Raw genomic sequence first — 23,806 nt, forward strand, 5'->3', positions numbered from 1 at the left:
TTAATTAGAATTCTAAATTCTTGTGACTTTATCTATTCCGTTTATTTTCTTGAGATTCGCCATCAATTTTTTCAGAATACCATTGTTCTTGACAACCACGGTAATCGCGCCTTTAAAAGTTCCCCCATCCGTACTAAAGTTAAGGTTCCTTATGTTTACATGCATATCATCTGAAATAACTTCTGTAATCTCACTTACCAGACCAAGATTATCTATACCCGTTAAACGAATTTCAGACAAGAACTCTTCTTGGCTGGAATCAATCCACTTGGCACTAATGATACGATACGCGTAATTGGACTGAAGCTGTATGGCATTGGGGCAATTTTTCTTATGGACTTTAATTCCTTCGTTTACACTAACAAAACCAAAAACAGGATCTCCGGGAATAGGGTTACAGCAAGGGGCAAGTTTATATTCCAACTTTTCTTCTTCCTTACCAAAAACAAGTACATCGTATTTAGCCGTAATCTCCTCTTTTTGAATCTCTAAAGGATTGGGATTTCTTCGTATTTTATTCTTGAAGAAACTAATGAAAGCGTTGGAGTAAGACGATGAAAAGTCTTTTAGCATCTGGTTGTCAATAGAACCAATACCCACTCTATAAAAAAGGTCTAAGCTGGTTTTTAATTTAAAGTAAGTGACCATCTTATTAATGGAATCTTCATTAAGTGCAACCTTCTGAGATTTTAATTTTCTTCTCAAAATTTCTTTGCCTTCTTCGGCAACCGACTTTTTCTCTTCTCTTAAAGAGGATTTTATTTTGGCTCTTGCTCTAGCCGTAGTGGCATAATCCAACCAGTTTTGATTAGGTTTGGCCTGAGCGGAAGTTATGATTTCTACTTGGTCTCCGCTATTTAAAGTTGTATTTAAAGGTACTAGTTTACCGTTTACCTTTGAGCCTCTGGTTCGCATACCTACTTCTGTGTGTATGTTGAAGGCAAAGTCTAAAGGCGTGGCACCTTTGGGTAAGGATTTAAGTTCCCCCTTGGGTGTAAATACAAAAATTTCTTTGGCGTAAAGGTTCAGTTTAAACTCTTCAACAAAATCTACTGCATTGGTATTGGCATTTTCAAGCGCTTCTTGTAATCGATTGAGCCATACCTCAATACCTTGTTCTTTTTGGTCGCCATGTTTATACTTAAAGTGCGCAGCATATCCTTTTTCAGCAATTTCATGCATACGCTCACTACGTATCTGTACTTCAACCCATCTGCCTTTTGGCCCCATTACCGTAATGTGCAATGCTTCGTAGCCCGTGGATTTAGGCGACGATATCCAGTCACGAAGCCTTACAGGATTAGGAGTAAAGTGATCGGTTACAATAGAATAGATTTTCCAAGCCAAGAATTTTTCATTCTGCCGATCTGACTTATAAATTATGCGAATGGCAAATTTGTCATATATCTCATCAAAAGAAACATGCTGTGCCTTCATCTTTTTTCGGATAGAGAAAATAGATTTCATCCGTCCTTTTATGTAATAATTTAAACCCTCTTCTTTGAGTGATCTATCGATTACGCCAGAAAAAGCATCTATGTACGCCTGTTGGTCTTCTTTTGAATCTTCAATTTTACTCTTAATACCATTGTAGACATGGGGTTCTGTATACTTTAAACTAAGGTCTTCTAGCTCGGTCTTTATATTGTAAAGACCGATGCGGTGAGCTAATGGAGCATAGATATACAGAGTTTCTGACGCCATTTGTACCTGCTTGTGCTCGGGCATGGCATCCATGGTAAGCATGTTATGATAACGGTCTGCAATTTTAATGATTATAACCCTAACATCATCATGTAGGGTGAGTAGCATTTTTCGGAAGTTTTCTGCTTGTTGAGAGGTGCTGGTGTCCTTTTTAAGATGAGCAATTTTGGTAAGTCCGTCTACAATGCGGGCTATAGTCTCACCAAACATACGTTCTATGTCATCTAGCGTATATTCAGAGTCCTCTACAACATCGTGAAGCAAGGCAGAGGCTATGGATGTAGCATCCAAACCAATTTCCGAAGCTACTATCGTTGCAACGGCAATAGGATGAAAAATATAGGCTTCACCTGATTTTCTACGTTGGGTTTTGTGTGCATCAACCGCAATCTCAAATGCAGAACGTATAAGCACTTTGTCATCATCAGAAAGATGTTGATAGCTAATACGCAGCAATTCTTTGTATTGCCTTGCAATCTCTTTGTTTTCCTTTTCTATAGCTTCCTGCGTCATATTCAAATAAAAATAGAACAATCTTAGCAGTCGTACAACAAAAATTATTCCTCTTTTTAGGCTATGACAGAAGTGTCCCTAATTCAAAATAAGTAGGTTGTCGCTATCTTTTTAAATTTTGAATCCTGTCTAGAAGAGTGGGGTGAGAGTAGTGCATGAAAACAAACGCCGGATGTGGCGTAAGATTACTTAAGCTGTTCTTTGATAATTTTTTCAACGAAGTTATTAGTGGTAATGCGGCGTAAGTATCTTTTGCATAGTCATCTGCTTGGTATTCGAACTTTCTTGAAAAATGATTCATAATCAGCCCCGTGATTTCAGAGATAGGGCTGTACAGAATACCAAAACCAATTAGTGCTGCATGAAAACTGGGTTGGGATACCCCAATTGCCGTAGATACTGCAGGATTATTTATGAAAAGTGACAGGACAAATAAAGTAATACCAGTTAACACTAAGGAAGCTATGAGGTTAAAGATGATATGTTTCTTTTTGTAATGCCCTACTTCATGGGCCAAAACAGCAACAATTTCTTCTTCATCTAAATCATTGATAAGGGTATCGTAAAGCGTTACACGTTTTTCTTTACCAAAACCTGAGAAATAGGCATTCGCCTTAGTTGATCGTTTAGAGCCATCTATTACGAAAATATTGTCCAGCTCAAAACCAACGTTTTTGGCAAAGGCTTTAATTTTGGTTTTAAGACTTCCGTTTTCAAGCGGAGTTTGTTTATTAAAAAGTGGCACGATTAATTTGCTGTAAAAAAGATTCATGAAAATTGTAAAAACCGCTACAAGTCCCCAGGCATAAATCCAGAAAAAGGAACCTGCAAATTGAAAGAACCAAATTATCAAAGACAATATAATCCCGCCAATTACCACCATCATAAGCCATCCTTTTATTTTGTCTAAAAAGAAAGTACTTTTTGTAGTCTTGTTAAAACCATATTTTTCTTCCACAACAAAAGTTGAGTAGTATGAGAATGGAAGGATTGCAATATCACTTCCTATCATTATGATACCAAAAAACAGCAAGGCCATGGGAATGGGGGCTGTAGTAACACTGCGTACCATTTGGTCTACCCATTCAAAACCACCAAAAATTAGAAAACCTAAAGTAAGAATTAGCGAAAAGGAAGATGTTAGCAATCCAAAACGATAGTTGGTTTTCTTGTAAGCTTGGGATTTCTTGTACTCCGCTTCGTCAAAAACATCGTTAAGTTCTTCTGGTATAGGGGCATTATAACGTTGGGCGTTCAGATAATCAAGAACAGTTTCCAATATAAATTGCAGCAAAAGAATTGCAATAATGATATAAAAAAGCTGGCTCATTAGATAACTGTTTTAGAAATGTTGGGGTTGGTATGGTGAAAAAAACAAAATTTATTGGAAATTCCTTTGTCTTTTAGCCTCAAAGATAAGAATAGCTGCTGACACAGATACGTTCATGGAATCTATCTCACCTTGCATAGGTATGATTAGATTTTGTTTTGAGTTATTGAGCCAATCTTCTGAAAGTCCGTCTGCTTCTGTTCCAACCACGATAGCAGAGCCGGGGTTGAAATCGGTTTTAATATAACTCTCGGAAGCAGAAAGGGCTGCACAATAGATATTTATATTCTTTCTTTTTAGGAACTGAATAACTTCAGAGGTGCTGCCCATGGCTATATTATTGGTAAAAACACAACCCACACTAGACCGTATAATATTAGGGTTGTATAGGTCTGTTTTAGGGTTAGCTATGATAACCGCATCAAGATTTGCAGCATCAGCCGTGCGTAGAAGAGCGCCAATGTTACCCGGTTTTTCTGGGGCCTCAGCCACTAGTATAAGCGGATTGTTGGTTCTTAAAGATAATTCGCTCAACAATGTGGGTTTCTCTTTTGCAATGGCCAAAACACCTTCCGTAGTTTGTCTGTATGCTAGTTTTTGATAAATATCCTTGGTTATTTCTATATAATCGGGAGCGGATTTGCTGTTTTGTAAAAGAGAAAAGATGGCATCTTCATTGATTAACTCTGAATAAAAAAAAACCATTTCAAAATTATAACCTCCTTTTATGGCCAATTGAATTTCTCGGATACCTTCAATAATGAAAAGTCCGGTTTTCTTACGTTCTCTGGATTTCTCCTTTAAAAGTAGTACTTTCTTTACCAGTGAATTTTGTAAGCTAGAGATTTGCTTGGTGCTGTGCATATCGCAAATGTAAATAAAAGTGGAATTGTTCGACCCATGTACCTAAAACTAAAAACAAACGCATGAAATTATTTATTACGATTTTATTGGCCTTGGCATTAACGAAATGTAAAGAAGCACCAAAGCAAAGTGCATCTCTAAAAAACGAATCAGAAACAGAAATTATTAAAGAAAGCAGCCCGTACCCTGAAGCACTGAATAAAATTTTTGATGCACATGGAGGCCTAAAGAACTGGAGAACAAAAAGAACTTTAAGTTTTGATTTGGTAAAGCCAAAGGGAAATGAAATACATACGGTAGATTTATATTCAAGAAAAGATAAAATCAAAATAGCACCTGCCACCATTGGCTTTGATGGAAATAATGTTTGGCTATTGGATGAGCAAAAGGCTTATAAAGGGAATGCTTCATTGTACCATAACCTAATGTTTTACTTTTATGCTATGCCATTTGTTTTAGCAGATTCGGGAATAAACTATACCACTACGGAAGACTTAGAGTATGAAGGTAAAGGCTACCCAGGAGTTAAAATATCCTATAATAACGGGGTTGGGGCATCATCTAAGGATGACTACTATTTATACTATGACCCAAAAACCTACGAAATGGCATGGTTGGCCTATACATTTACGTATGGATCGAATGAGAAATCAGACAAACTGAGCTTTATTCGTTATAATGATTGGGAAGATGTTAATGGCGTAAAGTTGCCAAAATCCATTACTTGGTACGTAAATGACGGTAAATCAATAAAAGAGGTGAAAAATACCGCTAATTTTGAGAATAGTACACTAGTGGAAACCTCAAAACCGGCGAGTTTTTATGCTGTTCCTAAAAATGCAAAAGTCATCATAAACCCATAAAGGTTCCTAATTTTTTAAGTACCTTGTATCTTTAAATTTTATTTGAATATGGAGATTTTATTATTTGGTATAGCTAAAGATATAGTAGGTAGGTCATCCTTTCGTTTTGAGGAAGGTGATGAGGTACCCAAATCGGTTTTGGAATTAAAGCAAAAACTAAATAATAGCTTTCCGGATTTCGGGAAGCTTTCTTCTTTAGCAATAGCTGTAAACAGTGAGTATGCTCAAGATGGTAAAAGCTTGCAAAGAGGTGACGAAATAGCTGTCATTCCCCCAGTTAGCGGTGGGTAATATAAACAAGAAATTAGTTGTATAAATATACAAAATAGAGTTAGCCAGGATGTTCTGGATAAATAGAAGTCGAGAAAAAAATAATAGTGTTTTCGCCAAATCAAATACTTCAATTGTAGTATAAATTCATGGAAAAAAAGCTCTCACATATAGATGCCTCTGGAAACGCGGCAATGGTAGATGTGTCCGATAAGAAAGTAACAGCTAGAACAGCTAGGGCTTTTGGCCGGGTTGAATTTCCTAAGGACGTTTTTGAAACGTTGGCTGGTCAAGATTTTTTGGGTAAAAAAGGAAGTATAATTCAAACGGCGGTTATTGCGGGTATTCAAGCGGTAAAAAAAACATCGGAACTTATTCCGCTTTGCCATCAAATAAATCTGTCAAAAGTACATGTTAATATAGAACCTAAAGGTCAGGCTCTGGAGATTAGTTGCACCGTTAAATGTACTGAAAAAACAGGGGTTGAGATGGAAGCACTAACAGGGGTGTCCGTTAGCGCATTAACTATCTATGACATGTGCAAGGCACTTTCCCATGATATAAAGATTACGAATATTCAGTTAAAGGAAAAAACAGGAGGAAAGAATGATTATAGGTCCTAAAATATATGGCTTAGTGCTTGCTGGTGGTAAAAGCACTCGCATGGGAAAAGATAAAGGGTTGATTCCGTATCACGGTATGCCACAACGGGATTATTTATATAATCTATTAGGTCGTGTATGTGATAAAACATTTATGAGCATTAGACCAGAGCAGCAGAATGAAATTGAAGATAATATAGAGGTGATTATAGATGAGGATAAATTTAGAGGACCCTACAACGGACTTTTATCTGCACACGCAAAACATCCTGATGCTGCGTGGTTGGTTTTGGCCTGTGACCTGCCTCTAATGGACCTATTAGCTTTGCAAGAGTTAATAGCTGCTCGAGACCCAAATAAGGTAGCAACTTCATTTGCCCAAAAGGAAGATCCATTACCTGAACCTCTTTGTGCTATATGGGAGCCAAAGGCTTTTGAAGAAAGCCTTTCTTATCTGGCAAACGGGAACGGTACCTGTCCTAGAAAATATTTAATAAATAGTGAAGTGAAATTAGTTTTCCCTACGAATCCTAACGTGCTTTTGAATGCCAATTCCGAAGAGGAATATAAAGAAGCCGTATTGAAACTAGCTGTGGAATGAATATAGAACGCTACGACCGACAAACGATTCTTAAAGAATTTGGTATGGAGGCGCAACTAAAATTGCAGGCCGCCAAGGTACTCGTTGTAGGTGCTGGCGGACTTGGAGTTCCCGTGCTAACGTATCTTAACGCCATGGGTGTGGGAACCTTGGGTATTGTAGATAATGATATGGTTTCCTTATCTAACCTGCACCGGCAGGTATTGTATTCTGAAACCGATGTAAATAAATCAAAAGTAGTTACCGCAGCTCAAAAATTAAAAGAACAGAATTCGGAAACGGATATCATTTCTTTAGAAACGTATCTGACTCCAGAAAATGCCCTTCGTATTATAGCGGATTATGACATGGTTATTGATGCATCCGATAATTTTCCTACACGGTATTTGGTAAACGATGCTTGTGTAATTTTAAACAAACCTTTTGTTTATGGGGCTTTACACAGTTTTGAGGGTCAGGTAAGTGTTTTTAATTTTGAAGGAGGGCCAACCTATCGCTGTCTTTTTCCAGAAATGCCAAAGGCTGATGAGGTACCTAATTGCAATGAGAACGGGGTTCTGGGAATCGTACCTGGGATTATAGGTAATTTCCAAGCTTTGGAAGCTGTTAAGATGATTACGGGAATAGGAGAGGTACTCAATGGAAAATTATTGCTTTTTGATGGCTTGTTCAATAGTTTTCAGAAAATCAGATTTTCTTTGAACCCGGAAAACTCAAAAATAAAAGCGCTTCAGGATAGTTACGATTTTAATTGCGAAGTGTCTGTGAATTCTATTACATCAGATGATTTTCTTCAGCTTTTAGCAGAAAATGAAATACAATTGATTGATGTTCGCACGCCTAAAGAATTCGAAAAAAACAGTATGTCATTTGCCAAGAACATACCCCTTTCGCAGCTTGAGGAACGACAAGATGAGATTATATTTGAAGTTCCGGTATACCTGGTATGCCAGTCAGGAGTGCGCAGCAAAAAAGCTGTTAATAAGTTGAAAGAGGCACGGGCTAATGCTGAGTTGATTAATGTTGATGGGGGGATGAACGAAATTTTAAAACATGCTATTAAGTACTGAGAACCTGGTGCTATTGTGTTTGGGTTTCTTTATTGTGGCCACTTTGTATTCTTCCGTAGGTTTTGGTGGCGGTTCTAGTTATTTGGCGTTATTGACTCTTTTTTTAGGAGGTTTTTTTGCTATTCGTTCTATTGCTTTGATATGTAATTTGGTGGTAGTTTCGGGCAGTACATTTTTATATTTCAGGAACGGACATGCCAAGTTAAAGGATTTTCTACCCTTTGTACTAACAAGTATACCATTGGCTTTTCTAGGAGCCTCGTTTCGGTTGGAAGAATATGTTTTCTTCCTGTTATTGGGTATGTCATTGGTAACTTCCTCTATTTTTTTGGCATCGCAAACGGTGACAAAAATAGATGTATCTGAAAAAGTGGCTACTTACCCTAGATTCTTAACCTATGTGTTAGGAGGGGGCATTGGCCTTTTGTCAGGACTGGTAGGTATTGGTGGAGGTATCTTCTTAGCACCTATCTTAAATCATTTAAAATGGGATAAATCTATTAAAATAGCGGCATTGGCCAGTTTTTTCATATTAGTAAACTCCGTTTCCGGTCTAGCTGGATTAATCCAAGGAGGAATGTTGGATTTACCTTGGAAAGAGACACTGGCCCTGGTTGTTTCCGTATTAATTGGTGGCCAGTTGGGAATACGCATCAGCTTAAAAAGATTTACACCCAAAGGAATCAAAAGGGTCACGGCCTTATTGGTTTTTGTGGTTGGGGTTCGTATTTTGGTAAAATATATCCCAGAATTATTTTAAAGAACAGTTTTAAAACCATAACATTGAAAACTCTTTTAAACCCGGCCTATGTACCGGATATAGCAACATTCTCTGTAATAGCCCAACATGAAGTTTGTTGGGAGGTACAAGATAATTTCCAAAAACAAACATATCGCAATAGAGCTTATGTCTGTAATGACCGTGGTAGACATATGCTAAGTATACCTATTCAACATGTAGGTAATAAGCAAGGTAGGCTTAATAAGGATGTAAAACTGGAGAATTCGTATGAATGGCAACGTCAGCATTGGCGGACCTTAAAAACGGCTTATAGAACCTCACCTTTTTTTGAATTTTATGAAGATGAGATAGCTCCGCTTTATGAGAAACGATATGATTTTTTATTAGATTACAACTTGCTGACGATTCATACGATTTGCGATTGTCTTCAGATAGATATGCCATTAGAAAAGACTATAATTTATGAGAAAAATCCTAGTAATATTTATGACGGTAGGTTTCTTGTGAATCCTAAAGGTAAACTAGCATTTGATCAGCAAGAGTATAATCAAGTTTTTTCCGATAGAAATGAGTTCTCTCAAAATACCAGTATATTGGATTTGCTTTTTAATGAAGGAACTAACGCGCTAAGTTATTTAAAGAATCAAAAACTAGATTTCTTGAATGCTTAGATTTATCATGCATTATGGTATTCATTTTCTAGTACCCATATTTGTGGGCTGGTATTGCTATAAAGAATATCGTCTAAAGGCGATACTCATATTATTGCTGGGTATTGTAATTGATATAGACCACTTGCTTGCGAATCCTGTTTTTGACCCAGACCGTTGTAGTATAGGCTTTCACCCGTTACATAGCTACTGGGCCATTGCAATTTATTTTGGACTGTTCTTTTACAAAAAAACTAGGATTTACGGGTTGGCTCTGTTGATCCATATTTTAGCGGATGTTACGGATTGTTTCTTTCTATTTCAATCTAAATGATGCCATTACGGGAAAATGGTCTGAATACTTTTCATCGTAGTTTTTATGTGTCATTACTTCAAAATTAGAATCGGCCATAATGAAGTCTATCCGAATTGGAATTTTCAGGAAGTTGTAAGAACGCCCGTAACCTGAGCCTTTTTCAATAAAAGTATCTTGCATATCTCCTTTAATGGTGTGGTAGACCGAGGAAAATTGAGTATTGTTGAAATCACCGCAAACCAGATTTTTATAAGGGCTACTAGCTTTGTGTTCCTCTATAATTTGAGCTTGTTCTTGCTGCTTTTTAAATTTATTGGTCATTCGTCTCAGAAGCCTTTCCGAAGACTGTGACCGCAGAACTCCCGTGCCAGGAGTAATTCCAAGCGATTGCATATGTAGATTGTATAGTCGTAACGTATCGCCTTTATACAGAATATCGGCATAAGAACCATTGTTTATGCTGCTGGGAAAGTCTATGATTTCCGCATGTACAATTGGATATTTAGAGAAAATACCCAGATGCACCTTATCTCCGGTAGGTATTTTTTTTAAAAAGTGATATGGGAAATCCAAGTAGTCTTCCTGCATATCGTAACCAACTTCTTGCAAACAGAGTATATCAGGATTCTCCTTTCTGATTAAGCGTTCAATTTGCTGAGGAATACTATCATTGTCTAAGAACTTATACCTGTTAAAACCACGCACATTAAAGGTCATCAACTTTAATTCATCCTTTTGAAAGTCAATAGATTTTGGTGTGAACTTTAAAAAAGTACCTAGAATAAAATAGCCTAATATTAGAACAAATAAAGAAGTGAATGCTTGTTTTTTAAGCCCTAATAACCAATAGAGAAAAAATAGGGTATTTGCTAAAACTAACGCAGGGACACCTAAGCTTAAAATGGAAAGAAAAGGAAAGGTTTCTAGGGAAAGATAGGGTACGGCACAGGCTATAAGGAGCACTGCGGCAAAGATAATATTAAAGAAAAAAATAATTTTATTAAAAAACGACAATTCTCTCATACGCTAGTCCTCCTTGCCCGCCTTAAACAAAAAGTCTTTTTCCGCTTTGGAGAGACTTTCATATCCGGATTTGCTGATTTTATCTAGAATAGCATCTATCTTTTTCTGGTGTGTTTGCTTGTCGTAGGTGGCTTGTTTTGCAGCAGTTTTTTTCTGGTTTTTATAAACTGTTTTCATTGGAGCTTTCTTTTCGGTTCTCTTGAATAGATTCAAAATACCATCAACAAAATTTGAAAATCCTTCCCCAATATCACGTCCGTTATACAGTTGTCTAACATACATATATCCTAAAAGGGCACCTCCTAAGTGCGCAATTCTACCTCCTATATTTCCTCCTAACGGGATTTGAACTAAATCCATCAAAACAACAAAAAGTCCTATTTGCCAAAGCTTCACATTAAAAAAGAAAAGGCGTACTTCTTGATTTGGAATGTAAGTACATACAAAAATAAGCACAGCCATAACTCCTGCTGAAGCACCTATGAGGGAGGCATTTACGCCAATCAAGGTTGGAAAAATATTATAGCTCAAAAGGAATAACAATCCGCCTAAAATAACACCTAGAAAATAGATATTCAAAAATCTTCTGCCATCAAAAAGGTTTAACAGAATACGTCCTGCCACATAAAGTACATACATATTCCAAAGAATATGGAATATGCCCCCATGTAAAAAGGAGTAGGTTATGATGGACCAAGGTTGCATTAAAAAATCGAAAAAATCTTTGGGCAAGGCAAACCAATTTTCAACGCTTGGACTAATAAGTGCCGTAATGAGGCCCATGACGATAAAAACGATAACGTTAATGGCTATGAGCTTTTCTGAAACGCTCAATCGTGCATATTGATATTTTAAGTCTCCGTTTGCCATATTAGTTCCAGCGGTTGTTGTTAAACTGATTTTTTTTCCAATACCACATCATCAAAAAGCCAAATAATGCACCGCCAATATGAGCAAAATGAGCAATACCTTGACCGAAAATAGCATAACCTGTTACCCCTGAAAATAAATCCAATCCTATCAGAACAGGAATGAAATATTTTGCTTTTATGGGAATAGGAAGGAAAATTAAGAATAATTCGCTATTAGGGAACATCATGCCAAAAGCTACTAGAACTCCATAAATAGCCCCTGATGCTCCTACTGCCGGAGTATTGTAAGCGGACAGGAAGTTGTCTATGGTGCTCTTAGATGCGATATTATACCAATCCGGACTGTATTGCCCAGAAGATATTATTTCCATAACATTACTCTCGGTCATTCCACTACTTACCAAAGCTTGCATTCCTTCATTAAAGTAGTAGTAGTTAACGCCCGTATGGAGTAGTGCCGAACCTAGGCCTGCTGAGAAGTAGAAAAACAAAAATTTATTTCTACCCCACATTTGTTCTAATGGTGTTCCAAATGCCCATAGTGCATACATGTTAAAAGCAATATGCATAAAGCCACCATGCATGAACATATGCGTTATAATCTGATAGAAAGCAAAATTTTCATTTTTGGGAAACCATAAAGAAAACCATTCATACATCTGATCACCGTACAAGGACGTAGCCACAAAGAACAGAATATTGATTATGAGCAGGTGTTTTATGGCTTCGGTCAGTTTTCCCATCTAAATAAATTTTTTATCAATGTCATTTTCGGTAATGGTGATGTATACCGGTTTATTAAACGGACTTACCATTGCTTCCTTACAAGCAAACAAATCGTTTACAAGGGCGATTTGAGAAACATTGTCCAGTGTTTCTCCAGTTTTGACCGCCAGAGTCTTGGCTAACGTTTTCGAAAGGATATCTGTATGCGAAAAGCTTTCTTCTGTGAGTTCTTGCTGGTAGTCTGATATTAATTGATCTAATATCATGCCAACTTCGCTTTCTGCCACTAATAAGGGAACACCGGTAACTGTAATAGACTCGCCTTTTATTTCTTCGAATATAAATCCAATAGAAACTAAAATATCTTCGATTTCCTGAAGCGCATTGATTTCCGATTTTGAAAAAGATAAATTCAAAGGAAATAACAGTTGTTGGCTAACTGCTTGTTTTACCGTGCTGTTCTTTAAGAATTTTTCATAAAGTACCCTTTGGTGCGCTCGGCTTTGGTCTATGACGACCATGCCGGACTTAATAGTGGTTACAATATATTTTCTTCTGATCTGAAAGGTGGTAGTTACGGCTTCTGTTGTTTCTTTTTCACCTTCAAAAATAGAGCCTGTAATAATATCGGATTCAAAACTAATGCTTTCAGAATCGTCATTAGCACCCATTTTAGATTCCATGCCCACATAAAGACTCTCCCAACTTTTTGTATTTGGCTTTTGATAGCTACGCGAAGGGGAAGGTCTGGTTTTGGCCTCCTGAAAAGGATTGAATCCAGAATCTACCGTTACCTTAGGCTGAACGACTGATTTATTTTTGAACTCATAAGGTGTCTGTAAATTAGGGTCGTGCTCAAAATCTAGTGCAGGAGCAACGTTAAACTGCCCCAAACTATGTTTTACGGTAGACCTTAAAATAGCATACAGACTATGCTCATCATCAAACTTAACCTCTGTTTTGGTAGGGTGAATGTTAATATCAATAGATGCTGGGTCTACTTCCAAGTAAAGAAAATAACCAGGATAACTATCAGATTTTATTAGTCCCTCAAACGCAGCAACTATGGCATGGTGTAAATACGGACTTTTTATAAATCGATTATTGATAAAGAAAAACTGTTCTCCACGGCTTTTCTTTGCAAATTCAGGTTTGGTAATAAAACCCTTTATGCCCACAATAGGTGTTTCTTCTTCTACGGGAACCAGTTTTTGATTGGTTCTGGCGCCAAAAATGTTTACGATCCGCTTACGGTAATTGTCAGATGGCAGGTTAAAAAGCTCATTTCCGTTGTTGTAAAAGTGAAAAGTAATAGCCGGGTGTGCCAAAGCTACCCTATGAAATTCATCTGTAATATGTCTAAGTTCAACTTGATTGCTTTTTAGGAAATTACGGCGTGCAGGAATATTAAAGAATAAATTCTTTACCGCCATAGAGGTTCCTTTTGGCGTGACAGTGGCTTCTTGAAATATAACTTTACTGCCCTCAATTTTTAAATGAGTACCCAACTCTTCCTTTTCGGGTTTGGTTTGCATCTCTACGTGGGCAATGGCTGCAATAGACGCCAAAGCTTCGCCACGGAAACCTTTTGTGTTTAAATTAAAAAGGTCTTCCGCCTTTTGAATTTTAGATGTTGCATGGCGCTCAAAACTTAATCTGGCATCTGTAGCACTCATGCCAAGACCGTCATCAACAACTTGGATAAGAACTTTACCACCGTCTTTGATAATTAGTTTTATGGTTGTAGCACCTGCATCTATAGCGTTCTCGAGCAATTCCTTTACAACAGAGGCAGGACGTTGAACCACTTCACCAGCTGCAATTTGGTTTGCAACATGGTCCGGTAAAAGTTTTATGATATCTGCCATTAGTTAGGGAAGAATATAGAGATGTCAAAATCGATGATAAAAAGTACAATCAATATTAAAATAGCCAAAATGATTGCCATTCGTTTTTTAATGTTGGTGTCACCTTGCCGCTTCATATCGGACATGGCGCTACCCACTTTACCTTTTAAACCTCTTGCGGGATTTAACGTGGTTCTGTACTGATCGAATTTTGGTTCAATTTTGAACGGATTGCCTTTGCCCTTATCGTCATAATAACGAGGGGTGTATTCAAACTTCTTACTACGCTTTAAGCGTGTGAATTTACTTAGCATTCCCATGAACGTCAAAGTTACTTAAAATCGAAAAATATGGCGTGTTACTGCTGCTAAAATTTGTTAACACTACCTAAGAAGTGAAAATGTAGGAGTGAAAATCGCAGGCTATTCTGTATAATAACAGGCTAAGAATTGTTTTGCGTAATAAATTTGAAATACGCCTTATCTAATTCGTAAGATTTTTAAATGTAGTTTGTGGGCGTTTAAAGCAATTATTTGCCTAAACATGCCATTTGAATAGCGGCAATAGCTGCTTCTGTACCTTTGTTGCCATGTTTACCACCACTGCGCTCTCGAGATTGCTGAATGTTATTATCAGTTAATACACAAAAAATGATAGGTGTATCCAACAATACATTAAGGTCTTTTATTCCTTGTGCCGTAGCGCTACAGACAAAATCAAAATGTTTGGTTTCACCTTGTATCACACTGCCAATGGCAATAATGGCATCCACCTCTTGTGTAGTTGCTAATTTTTTGCAACCGTAAGTTAGTTCAAAACTCCCGGGAACATCCCAGCGTAAAATATTGGATTCTAACGCTCCACAGTCTAAAAGTGCCTCAATAGCACCTGAATATAGGCCTTCGGTAATTTCCGTGTTCCATTCAGAAACAACAATCCCAAACCGAAGATTCTTCGCATTTGGGATTGTTGTTTTATCGTAAACCGATAGATTTTTATTTGCCGTAGCCATTAATTGCTGGTTTTAGCCATTCCAATAAAAGCATCTACTGTGCGCGCTTCATCAGAAGATGAGTATTCATCTTTTATTTTCTGAAAATACGTTAGTGCTTTATCGTTTTGATTTAATTCTAGTGCCGTAACACCTGCTTTATATAAAAACTTTGGAGCTGTGTAATTGTTGCTACTGTGAGCAATTGCTTTGTCATAATACCCTAATGCATCTTCTGGTTGACCTAGTTGCATGAAAGCATCTCCAAGACCACCTTTGGCCAATGCGCCAAGAATATCATCTTCTGAACTAAAATTTTCAAGATGTGAAATCGCTTCTTGATATTTTTGCATGTTCAAATATGCCATACCAGCAGAGTAATTCGCTAGGTTAGCTGCTTTGGTACCACTGTATTCGTCTATGATATCCAGAAAACCATATTTTCCTTCAGCACCGTTCAAAGCAAGGTTGTATAAAGAATCTTTTGCAGTTGTACTATTAAGTGCTTGGTCAAAATACTGTTGAGGATAATACATTTCATTTGCAGCACTTGCCTCTTTTGGCTTAACAACAAACTGGGCATATGCCAAATATCCAAGAACGGCAACCGCAACAACACCGATTATACCCAGAATATAATTCTGGTTACTGGCCACCCAAGCTTCGGTTTTAGAAGCACTTTCATCTAACGTACTAAAGACTTCCGCAGTTGCGCTTTCTTGTTCTGTAAACTCTTGCTCTTCAACCTTATCTTTTGGTTTAAAACCCCGTTTCTTGTATGTTGCCATTTTCTAATTTTATTGGTCGCGCAAAAATAAAGGTTTTATCCAAAACCGAAAGGGTATTTATTCGTTATTTTTGAGGTTTATGAACCAAGCACCGTCAAAACTGGAATTATAACGTATGTTTTTAAAGAAATTATCCCTTATCAACTACAAAAACTTTGACTCAAAGGATATTGAACTCGATAAAAAAATCAATTGTATGGTAGGGCCCAATGGAGTAGGGAAGACCAATGTTTTGGATGCGGTGTATCATCTTTCGTTTGGTAAAAGTTATTTTAATCCAGTTTCCACACAGAACATAAAACACGACGAGGATTTTTTTGTAATAGAAGGGGAATTTGAAAAAGATGGCCGTGAAGAAAAGGTAGTTTGTAGCTTAAAAAGAGGAGCTAAAAAAATCATTAAACGTAACGGGAAAGCATATGACCGCTTGTCTGATCACATAGGTTTGTTGCCGTTGGTAATAATTTCGCCAGCAGACCGGGATTTGATTATAGAAGGTAGTGATACCAGGAGGAAGTTTATTGACGGGGTCATATCCCAATCGGATAAAAGCTATCTACAGGACCTATTAAAATATAATAAGGTTTTGGCCCAACGAAATTCACTTTTAAAATATTTTGCGGCCAACCACACATTTAATAAGGATACCCTAGCGGTTTATAATGAACAGCTAAGTGATTATGGAACTAGAATTTTTGATAAACGGGTTTCTTTTCTAGAGGCTTTTATCCCTATTTTCAAAGAGCAATATATAGCTATATCCGGAGGAAGGGAAGAGGTATCCCTAAGTTATGACAGCAAGTTGCTCAATGATGATTTGCTGACACTTTTAGAAAGGTCTATAGAAAAAGATAGGGCTTTGCAATATACCTCCGTTGGAGTTCATAAAGATGATTTAGGTTTTGAGATTGCTGGGCACCCCATTAAAAAATTCGGAAGTCAAGGGCAGCAGAAATCGTTTCTTATTGCCTTGAAATTTGCGCAATTCCAATTTATAAAAGCGCGTTCTAAAACCACACCTATTTTATTGTTGGATGATATTTTTGACAAATTAGACGAGCATCGGGTGTCGCAAATCGTAGCTTTGGTGAACAATGAGAATTTCGGTCAGATTTTCATTAGTGACACCCACGCGGAACGTACCGAAGAAGTTGTAAAACAAATACACCAAACCTATAAATTATTTAACTTATAGGAGCAGATATAAATATGATGAAGAAGATATTTTTAATAGGATTTATAGGGTTGTTCTTCGGATGTACTTCTGGCATTTCGGAACAGGATTTAAATAAGCTTGATGGGTATTGGGAAATAACTGAAGTTACCTTGCCCGATGGTCAAAAAAAGGAATATAAGTTGAATACAACTGTAGATTATATTTCTACCGATGGAAAAAAAGGTTTTAGAAAAAAAATGCAACCTCGGCTGGATGGCACTTATGAAACCTCTGATGATGCCGAAGCATTTGTGATTACCAAAAACGATGAAGATTTTTCAATCAATTATAAAACGGAGCTAAGTGAGTGGTCAGAGAAGTTGGTTGATTTGGATGATGTTACTTTTTCCGTAGTAAACAAAGAAGGTATTCGGTACGATTACAAAAGATTTGAACCTATTTCAATCAACTAGAATGGCAAAAAGAAGAAATGAAAACCTGAATATGAGCCAAGCCCTTAATGAATTTATCAAGGAGAATAGGCTTCAAAAAGGAATGGATAAGGTAGATGCTCGCGAAGCCTGGCGAAATCTTATGGGAAACGGTGTAAATAATTACACAACAGAGATAGAGCTTAGGGGAGACACCCTTTTTGTAGCATTGTCATCTTCTGTACTTAGGGAAGAATTGAGTTTGGGTAAATCTAAGATAGTAAAGATGCTCAATGAAGATTTGGGCAAGGAATTAGTTCGGAAACTTGTATTAAGATAAAAACCTGTAAGCCTCAAAAAAATGAAGCTTACAGGTTTTCTATAAACGCAAGAGCTGTTAGTAAATTTCTCTTCCAGAAAAATGGAAAGCACCTTCAATAGCTGCATTTTCATCACTATCTGAACCATGCACCGCATTCTCAGCGATATTAGTAGCGAATAATTTCCTAATAGTTCCTTCGGCTGCTTCTGCAGGGTTAGTTGCTCCGATCAATGCGCGAAAATCTTCAACAGCATTGTCTTTTTCCAAGATAGCGGCAACAATAGGGCCACGGCTCATGAATTCTACCAGTTCTCCGTAAAACGGACGCTCACTATGAACGGCATAAAATGCTTGTGCATCTCTTGTACTTAGTTGCGTATATTTCATGGCGACGATCTTGAAGCCAGCGGAAGTTATTTTTTCCAATATGCCACCAATGTGTCCGTTCTCGACTGCATCGGGTTTGATCATCGTAAATGTTCTATTTGTCATTGTAATAATTTTTTGCAAAAATACGCTTTATTCAACAATCGGCAACTTTTAATAGGTTTGATGTAGTTCGCCCATCACTTTTAAGTCGTTCCCGATCATTTGCATTTGCGCTTCTTTAGTTTTAAAATTGAATTTAATTAGTCCAAAACTTTTAGTGAAAACAACGTCGCCCACCCTAAACGGATTGGGCTCGCCATTGAATTTCGTATAGGTATGTGTTAGGCCACTGCTGGTAAAATCTATTAAGGGGTAGTCTACTCCGGCTATTTCGGTTTTAGAGAACTCAGAGATATGACGGTCTCCAGAGAGTATTATAACACCTTTTGCTTTGGAATCAACAATTAGTTTCTTCAGTTTATCTACTTCATGGGGGAAATTGCCCCAGGTTTCAAACCCATGTTCATTAGATAATATTTGAATACTACTTACTAGGACGTTAAAATCGGCAGTTGAATTTTTGAGTTCTTCGGTTAGCCAATTCCATTGCGTTGTGCCAAGAATAGTACCTACACCATAGTCGTTAGGAATGGTACGTTTTTTTGTTTCCGTATCTGGAGTAAGGTCAGTTCTAAAATACCTGGTGTCCAATACCAATATTTTTATACTTCCTTGTGGCGTGTTGTAGGTATGTGATGTATAAACCCCTTCTTGCACTCTTCTAGGGTCATTTATATCGACTCCCATAAAATCTAAGAATTCTTGCTGGCTTTCTTTCTTTTTGTTAAAATCAACCCCGCCATCATTTAATCCGTAATCATGATCGTCCCAAGTACCTATTACTGGCACCTTGGTTTTAAGGTTTTGGTATCCTTCTATAGCGTTCTGCTGGGCATACATAGCGCGTAATCGCCTCATATTATCAGTGTCCGCATAAATATTATCGCCTCCCCAAACCCAAACATCAGGTTTGGTTTTAAGAATATCGTCCCAGAGTAAGTTTACTTCATCTTGCTTGTTGCAAGAACCGAATGCCAATGTAAAATCAGCTTTAGGGGAGGTGGTTGCCACCGTTGTTTTTACCGTTAGTTCAGGCTGTTTTTGGGTTTTACAGGAAATGATAAGACCCAATAAGCAGATGGCAATGTATTTATTGAACATATATTGGTTTTAAAATCTTACTGCAAAAATAAGACTTTGCCTTAAAACACTACGTTATTAAATTGTATCTTTGCATGCATGAATTTGGAGTCTATAAAAGCGGTTCAGCAACTACTTTCCCAACCGCAAAAAATCGTAATCGTACCGCATAAAAACCCAGATGGTGATGCCATTGGTTCTACTTTGGCTTTATGCCATTACCTTATAAATAAAGGGCAGGAGGCTGTTGTAGTTGCACCTAATGACTATCCTAAATTTTTAAAATGGATACCCGGTAACGAGAATATATTAAATTTTGAAAAGCATAATTCGCAAGCAAAAGAGAAAATAGCTGAAGCAACGGTGGTTTTTACTTTAGATTTCAATCATTTGGGTAGGATAGGGCAGATGCAATCCGTTTTGGAAGACTTAACGGTTCCTTTTGTTATGATTGACCATCATCAAGCACCGTCGGACTACGCAGAGATTATGTACTCAGATGTAAAAATGAGCTCTACTTGCGAGATGGTTTACAACTTTATTGAATTTTTGGGTGATGAGGACAAAATAACGGCGGATATGGCAAATTGCCTTTACACTGGTATTATGACAGATACAGGATCATTCAAGTTTAGGTCTACAACCGGCAGAACACATCGTATAATTGCGGATTTAATAGATAAAGGAGCAGAGAATACTCAAATACACCATAGGGTTTATGATACCAATACACCTGGAAGGTTGCACCTGTTAGGATGCGCCCTTAAAAACATGGTTATTCATGACAAGTACAGGACAGCTTATATTACATTAAGTCAAGAAGAGTTAGATACATACAAGTACCAAAAAGGAGATACAGAAGGTTTCGTAAATTACGGACTTACTCTTGAAGGTATTATCTTTGCTGTTATTTTTATAGAAAACAAGGAAGAGGGAATTATAAAAATATCCTTTAGGTCAATAGGAGATTTTAATGTCAATGAATTTGCTAGAACCTATTTTGAGGGCGGTGGACATAATAACGCTGCAGGTGGAAAAAGCGACAGATCACTAGAGGATACTGCTGTTTATTTTGAATCACTTTTAGAAAATCATCAAGACCAATTACAAGCATGAGAATTTTAAGTCTTATTTTTTTAATAACATTGGTAGGTTGTGGCGGACCGGAAGCAAGAAGACCGGTTGAAGTTAAGTCGGGCAGTTTTTTTAAACAGTCCGTTAAACGCAGCAAAGAACTTTTGGCTAAAGAAGAAAAGCTAATGAAAGATGTAATGGCCAATGATTCGTTGCATGAGTATACTCATTCGGCCAGTGGGTCATGGTATTACTATGATGTTAAGAATGAAGAAGCTGCTTATACACCACAACCAGATGATCTAGTGGTAATGACCTATAATGTTGTTGGCCTAAAGAATGATACTATTTATAGTATGGATGATATTGGTACACTTACCTATAAGGTAGATAAGCAAGATTTGTTTCCTGGTTTAAGAAACAGCGTTAAGATGTTAAAAGAAGGCGAGACAGGCACTTTTCTTTTTCCGTCATCTTTAGGGTATGGTTATCATGGTGATAACGATAAGATTGGAATAAACGTACCGTTCAAAGTTACTTTATCGATTTTTAAAATTGAAAAAGAAGAAAAGTTAGCAGAGTAAGATTGCCTAATAAATAATAAAAGTAACATATAAAACAAAGGATTAAAACATGAAAAAAGTCTATTACTTATTGACCCTAGTAATTTTATTAGCTAGCTGTAAAAGTCAGTATGCAGAATTGGGTGATGGCATTTTTGCCGATATACATACCAGTAAAGGTGATATCATTATTCAGTTAGAGTATGAAAAAACACCCGTTACCGTAGCCAACTTTATTTCGTTGGCGGAAGGGGATAGTCCGTTTGTATCAGATAGTCTAAAAGGGAAGAAATTTTATGACGGTCTTATTTTTCACAGAGTCATTAAAGATTTTATGATTCAAGGTGGAGACCCTACAGGAACAGGTCGCGGTAATCCTGGGTATAAATTTAAGGATGAATTTAATGATTCATTGGTTCACGATAAAAAAGGGATTTTGTCTATGGCAAATTCTGGAGTGACTACAAATGGAAGCCAGTTTTTTATAACACACAAAGAAACCCCGTTTTTAAATGGAAGACATACCGTGTTCGGTCATGTAGTAGAAGGGATGGATGTTGTAGATTCAATTGCAACTGTAGAGACCTCAAAAGACGCGGCATCACAGGACAAACCTTTGGTAGATGTGGTAATGAATAGCGTAGAGATAGTTCGGAATGGAAAAGCGGCCAAGAAATTTGATGCCGTTCAGGTGATGACAGATTATTTTGCAGAGGAAGAAGCGAAAATCGCAGCCTTTGAAAAAATGAAAACAGATTTCGTAGCGGCGTTGGAAGGTGAAAAAGCAAAGGCAAAAGAATTGCCTAGCGGTCTTAAAATATTGACGTTAAAAGAAGGCGAAGGTAAGAAACCTTCTATTGGCGGTCAAGTGTTGGTGTATTATGCTGGGTACCTAGAAGATGGAACTTTATTTGATAGTAACTACGAGGATATAGCTACCAAATACCAGAAATTTGATGAAAGAAGAAAGCAAGGAGGGGGATATGAGCCAATTCCAATGATTTATAGCCCTGACGCTAGTTTAATAGCTGGTTTCAAAGAAGGTTTATTAAATATGAACGTTGGTGATAAAGCAAGAATTTTCATTCCTTCTCATTTAGGATACGGCCCGCAGGGTACAGGCCCAATACCGCCAAGTGCAGATTTGGTATTTGACCTTGAGATAACAGGAGAGGTGGAGTAATGACGATTTTAAAAAGTAAAAACCCGCTATATGCGGGTTTTTTTATACCTGATAGTTTTAAAATTTTATGATTATATTAAAAAAATCGATTAGGTTCTAGGTTGTATCTTCAGATATTTATTCAGTAACCCTAGATACCAATACCATAAAACATAAAAATATGAAGTTGGTTAAGTTCGTTTTTACACTTGTTTTTATTGTATTTATAGGATGTAGCTCTAAATCGGATGAGGTTTCTGAAGCTAAAGAAAAGATAGAATCTCAAAAAGAAGAAGTTGAGGTTCCTGAAGAAACAATAATCGGCACCGTCGTAGAAAAACATGGGCAGTTAAGTGTTGAGGGAAATCATATGGTGGATAAGGATAGAAATCCAGTACAATTGCGAGGTATGTCTTTGTTTTGGAGTCAATGGATGGGACAGTACTATACTAAAGAAACTGTAAAATGGTTAAAGGAAGATTGGAATGTTACCATTATTCGGGTTGCAATGGGTGTTGAGGATGATGGTGGTTATTTGACTAATGGAGCTTCTGAAAAAGCTAAAGTATTTGAGGTTATAGATGCGGCAATTGAAGAAGGGATTTATGTTCTGGTAGATTGGCATAGTCATCATGCGGAGGATTACGTGGGGGAAGCTAAGATCTTTTTTGCTGAAGTAGCAGAGAAATATGGGGAATATCCTAACCTGATTTACGAAACTTATAACGAGCCTTTAGATGTATCATGGGAAGGTGTTTTAAAACCGTATCACGAAGAGGTAGTTACAGAAATCAGAAAGTATGACCCGGACAATATAGTAGTTTGTGGTACGCGCAACTGGTCTCAAGGTGTGTCCGAGGTTATAGGAAACAAGCTTAATGACCCTAACATTATATATACATTACATTATTATGCATCAACTCATAAAGAGGATTTGCGTAATGCCGCACAAACAGCTTTAGACAATGATGTGCCTTTATTTGTTACCGAATATGGCGTTACTGAGTATACAGGAGATGGTGCGATAGATATAACCTCGGTAGAGGAGTGGTGGACATTTTTAGATGCTAATGACATCTCTTGGTGCAATTGGTCTGTGGCTGATAAAGAAGAGAATTCAGCTGCATTAAAACCAGGTGCCAGTGGACTAGGAGGATGGCAGGAAAGCGAAATTACACAGTCCGGACAGATGGTTAAAGATGAAATGTTAGAGAAAAACCAATCCTTTAAGTAAATTCAAACCATCTATATCTCAACCTGAGGGCCTACACGATTTTATGAATAATCTATTTTTATCGATTTTCATGTAGTTCATCTAAAAAATCATAATACATCAGGAGTATGCTCGTTTGTATCATTCATAAGTAGTTAACCCTAAATCTTAAATTATGAATTGGTACCTAAAAGTATTACAAAATTATGCCGGATTTGAAGGCCGCGCCAGAAGAAAAGAATATTGGATGTTTAGCCTTATCAATTTAGCAATTGCTTATGGTTTGCAAATTTTAGCCTTTGTTATGGAGGTTCCCGCCCTGTTGTTCTTGTCCGTAATCTATTTATTAGGTGTTTTGATTCCTACTATCGCGGTAGGTGTACGAAGAATGCATGATGTAGGTAAAAGTGGATGGTTTTTATTGGTGCCTATCTATAGTTTTATTTTGGCTTGTACGGATAGCGAACCAGGTGATAACCAATATGGGGCAAATCCAAAAGCTGAAGAAGAGCCAACTTTGCAAAAGGTCTAGTTTAAGTAAAAA

The 23,806-nt window shown here is 37.2% G+C and carries 28 protein-coding genes; 16 read left to right on the forward strand and 12 right to left on the reverse strand.

The annotated features are described in order from the left end of the window. Positions 1 to 12: 12 nt before the first annotated feature. From KO521_RS02485 to KO521_RS02495, 3 genes are all read right to left on the reverse strand, one after another. On the reverse strand, positions 13 to 2,217 hold the full coding sequence (locus tag KO521_RS02485; RefSeq protein WP_215938323.1) for a RelA/SpoT family protein: 2,205 nt from the start codon (positions 2,215 to 2,217) through the stop codon (positions 13 to 15). A gap of 103 nt (positions 2,218 to 2,320) precedes the next feature. Next, on the reverse strand, positions 2,321 to 3,547 hold the full coding sequence (locus KO521_RS02490; protein WP_215938324.1) for a M48 family metallopeptidase: 1,227 nt from the start codon (positions 3,545 to 3,547) through the stop codon (positions 2,321 to 2,323). A 51-nt stretch (positions 3,548 to 3,598) separates the two neighbouring features. After that, the gene (locus KO521_RS02495; RefSeq protein WP_215938325.1) at positions 3,599 to 4,411 is read right to left on the reverse strand and encodes a TrmH family RNA methyltransferase; all 813 of its coding nucleotides are present in this window, start codon (positions 4,409 to 4,411) and stop codon (positions 3,599 to 3,601) included. Between the two features lie 62 nt (positions 4,412 to 4,473). Between KO521_RS02495 and KO521_RS02500 the strand changes: the two genes are divergently transcribed. The 8 genes from KO521_RS02500 to KO521_RS02535 all read left to right on the forward strand — a co-directional run bounded on the left by KO521_RS02500 (position 4,474) and on the right by KO521_RS02535 (position 9,543). Continuing rightward, positions 4,474 to 5,274: a DUF6503 family protein gene (locus KO521_RS02500; RefSeq protein ID WP_215938326.1), complete on the forward strand. Its 801-nt coding sequence runs from the start codon at positions 4,474 to 4,476 to the stop codon at positions 5,272 to 5,274. Positions 5,275 to 5,322: 48 nt separating this feature from the next. Next, positions 5,323 to 5,565 carry a MoaD/ThiS family protein gene (locus KO521_RS02505; RefSeq protein WP_215938327.1) on the forward strand — a complete coding sequence of 81 codons (243 nt, stop codon included), beginning with the start codon at positions 5,323 to 5,325 and terminating at the stop codon, positions 5,563 to 5,565. A gap of 128 nt (positions 5,566 to 5,693) precedes the next feature. Then, a complete protein-coding gene (gene moaC, locus KO521_RS02510) occupies positions 5,694 to 6,167 on the forward strand; it encodes a cyclic pyranopterin monophosphate synthase MoaC (RefSeq protein WP_215938328.1) in 474 nt (157 codons plus the stop codon). Then, positions 6,151 to 6,747: an NTP transferase domain-containing protein gene (locus tag KO521_RS02515; RefSeq protein WP_215938329.1), complete on the forward strand. Its 597-nt coding sequence runs from the start codon at positions 6,151 to 6,153 to the stop codon at positions 6,745 to 6,747. Before moaC ends, KO521_RS02515 begins: the two co-directional genes overlap by 17 nt. Further along, positions 6,744 to 7,817: a HesA/MoeB/ThiF family protein gene (gene moeB / locus KO521_RS02520; protein WP_215938330.1), complete on the forward strand. Its 1,074-nt coding sequence runs from the start codon at positions 6,744 to 6,746 to the stop codon at positions 7,815 to 7,817. The genes KO521_RS02515 and moeB overlap by 4 nt, the downstream gene beginning before the upstream one ends. Continuing rightward, on the forward strand, positions 7,801 to 8,577 hold the full coding sequence (locus tag KO521_RS02525) for a sulfite exporter TauE/SafE family protein (RefSeq protein WP_215938331.1): 777 nt from the start codon (positions 7,801 to 7,803) through the stop codon (positions 8,575 to 8,577). The genes moeB and KO521_RS02525 overlap by 17 nt, the downstream gene beginning before the upstream one ends. A 23-nt stretch (positions 8,578 to 8,600) precedes the next feature. Continuing rightward, positions 8,601 to 9,230 (forward strand): WbqC family protein, encoded by a 630-nt coding sequence (locus KO521_RS02530; RefSeq protein WP_215938332.1) that lies wholly within the window; start codon positions 8,601 to 8,603, stop codon positions 9,228 to 9,230. Further along, a complete protein-coding gene (locus KO521_RS02535; protein WP_215938333.1) occupies positions 9,223 to 9,543 on the forward strand; it encodes a DUF6122 family protein in 321 nt (106 codons plus the stop codon). The genes KO521_RS02530 and KO521_RS02535 overlap by 8 nt, the downstream gene beginning before the upstream one ends. On the opposite strand, the gene KO521_RS02540 is transcribed toward KO521_RS02535, so the two are convergent. From KO521_RS02540 to KO521_RS02570, 7 genes are all read right to left on the reverse strand, one after another. After that, positions 9,526 to 10,548, reverse strand: a complete 1,023-nt coding sequence (locus KO521_RS02540) for an endonuclease/exonuclease/phosphatase family protein (protein ID WP_215938334.1) — start codon at positions 10,546 to 10,548, stop codon at positions 9,526 to 9,528. The two genes, KO521_RS02535 and KO521_RS02540, sit on opposite strands and share 18 nt — an antisense overlap. 3 nt (positions 10,549 to 10,551) lie before the next feature. Continuing rightward, positions 10,552 to 11,418, reverse strand: a complete 867-nt coding sequence (locus tag KO521_RS02545) for a rhomboid family protein (RefSeq protein ID WP_215938335.1) — start codon at positions 11,416 to 11,418, stop codon at positions 10,552 to 10,554. A 1-nt stretch (position 11,419) separates the two neighbouring features. Next, complete coding sequence (locus KO521_RS02550; RefSeq protein WP_215938336.1) at positions 11,420 to 12,163, reverse strand: rhomboid family intramembrane serine protease; 744 nt, start codon at positions 12,161 to 12,163, stop codon at positions 11,420 to 11,422. Continuing rightward, positions 12,164 to 14,014, reverse strand: a complete 1,851-nt coding sequence (mutL, locus tag KO521_RS02555; RefSeq protein ID WP_215938337.1) for a DNA mismatch repair endonuclease MutL — start codon at positions 14,012 to 14,014, stop codon at positions 12,164 to 12,166. After that, complete coding sequence (locus KO521_RS02560; protein WP_215938338.1) at positions 14,014 to 14,313, reverse strand: riboflavin synthase subunit beta; 300 nt, start codon at positions 14,311 to 14,313, stop codon at positions 14,014 to 14,016. Before KO521_RS02560 ends, mutL begins: the two co-directional genes overlap by 1 nt. Before the next feature lie 209 nt (positions 14,314 to 14,522). Next, the gene (ribH, locus tag KO521_RS02565; RefSeq protein WP_215938339.1) at positions 14,523 to 15,005 is read right to left on the reverse strand and encodes a 6,7-dimethyl-8-ribityllumazine synthase; all 483 of its coding nucleotides are present in this window, start codon (positions 15,003 to 15,005) and stop codon (positions 14,523 to 14,525) included. Next, positions 15,005 to 15,772 carry a tetratricopeptide repeat protein gene (locus KO521_RS02570; RefSeq protein ID WP_215938340.1) on the reverse strand — a complete coding sequence of 256 codons (768 nt, stop codon included), beginning with the start codon at positions 15,770 to 15,772 and terminating at the stop codon, positions 15,005 to 15,007. Before KO521_RS02570 ends, ribH begins: the two co-directional genes overlap by 1 nt. Before the next feature lie 115 nt (positions 15,773 to 15,887). Here KO521_RS02570 and recF point away from each other — a divergent pair, with 115 nt between their 5' ends. Genes recF through KO521_RS02585 form a run of 3 tightly spaced genes read left to right on the forward strand, consistent with a single transcriptional unit; the run spans position 15,888 to position 17,699 of the window. Continuing rightward, a complete protein-coding gene (recF, locus tag KO521_RS02575; RefSeq protein WP_215938341.1) occupies positions 15,888 to 16,967 on the forward strand; it encodes a DNA replication/repair protein RecF in 1,080 nt (359 codons plus the stop codon). Between the two features lie 14 nt (positions 16,968 to 16,981). Beyond that, positions 16,982 to 17,401, forward strand: a complete 420-nt coding sequence (locus KO521_RS02580) for a hypothetical protein (RefSeq protein ID WP_252729826.1) — start codon at positions 16,982 to 16,984, stop codon at positions 17,399 to 17,401. Between the two features lies 1 nt (position 17,402). After that, positions 17,403 to 17,699 carry a DUF721 domain-containing protein gene (locus KO521_RS02585; RefSeq protein WP_215938342.1) on the forward strand — a complete coding sequence of 99 codons (297 nt, stop codon included), beginning with the start codon at positions 17,403 to 17,405 and terminating at the stop codon, positions 17,697 to 17,699. A gap of 57 nt (positions 17,700 to 17,756) precedes the next feature. Here KO521_RS02585 and KO521_RS02590 read toward each other — a convergent pair whose 3' ends face one another. Both KO521_RS02590 and KO521_RS02595 read right to left on the reverse strand, forming a co-directional pair. Then, positions 17,757 to 18,173, reverse strand: coding sequence for a nucleoside-diphosphate kinase (locus tag KO521_RS02590; RefSeq protein WP_215938343.1), 417 nt, complete (start codon positions 18,171 to 18,173; stop codon positions 17,757 to 17,759). Positions 18,174 to 18,221: 48 nt separating this feature from the next. Further along, on the reverse strand, positions 18,222 to 19,271 hold the full coding sequence (locus tag KO521_RS02595; RefSeq protein WP_215938344.1) for an alkaline phosphatase D family protein: 1,050 nt from the start codon (positions 19,269 to 19,271) through the stop codon (positions 18,222 to 18,224). Positions 19,272 to 19,349: 78 nt separating this feature from the next. Here KO521_RS02595 and KO521_RS02600 point away from each other — a divergent pair, with 78 nt between their 5' ends. From KO521_RS02600 to KO521_RS02620, 5 genes are all read left to right on the forward strand, one after another. Then, positions 19,350 to 20,366: a DHH family phosphoesterase gene (locus KO521_RS02600; protein WP_215938345.1), complete on the forward strand. Its 1,017-nt coding sequence runs from the start codon at positions 19,350 to 19,352 to the stop codon at positions 20,364 to 20,366. Beyond that, positions 20,363 to 20,908 (forward strand): gliding motility-associated peptidyl-prolyl isomerase GldI, encoded by a 546-nt coding sequence (gene gldI, locus KO521_RS02605; protein WP_215938346.1) that lies wholly within the window; start codon positions 20,363 to 20,365, stop codon positions 20,906 to 20,908. Before KO521_RS02600 ends, gldI begins: the two co-directional genes overlap by 4 nt. A 49-nt stretch (positions 20,909 to 20,957) precedes the next feature. Continuing rightward, on the forward strand, positions 20,958 to 22,070 hold the full coding sequence (locus KO521_RS02610) for a peptidylprolyl isomerase (RefSeq protein WP_215938347.1): 1,113 nt from the start codon (positions 20,958 to 20,960) through the stop codon (positions 22,068 to 22,070). A gap of 160 nt (positions 22,071 to 22,230) precedes the next feature. Further along, positions 22,231 to 23,283 (forward strand): glycoside hydrolase family 5 protein, encoded by a 1,053-nt coding sequence (locus KO521_RS02615; protein ID WP_215938348.1) that lies wholly within the window; start codon positions 22,231 to 22,233, stop codon positions 23,281 to 23,283. Between the two features lie 154 nt (positions 23,284 to 23,437). Then, complete coding sequence (locus KO521_RS02620) at positions 23,438 to 23,794, forward strand: DUF805 domain-containing protein (protein WP_215938349.1); 357 nt, start codon at positions 23,438 to 23,440, stop codon at positions 23,792 to 23,794. The last annotated feature ends 12 nt before the right edge of the window (positions 23,795 to 23,806 follow it).

The sequence above is a fragment of the Zobellia uliginosa genome (genome assembly GCF_018860745.1).
Classification (GTDB): Bacteria; Bacteroidota; Bacteroidia; order Flavobacteriales; family Flavobacteriaceae; genus Zobellia; species Zobellia uliginosa_B.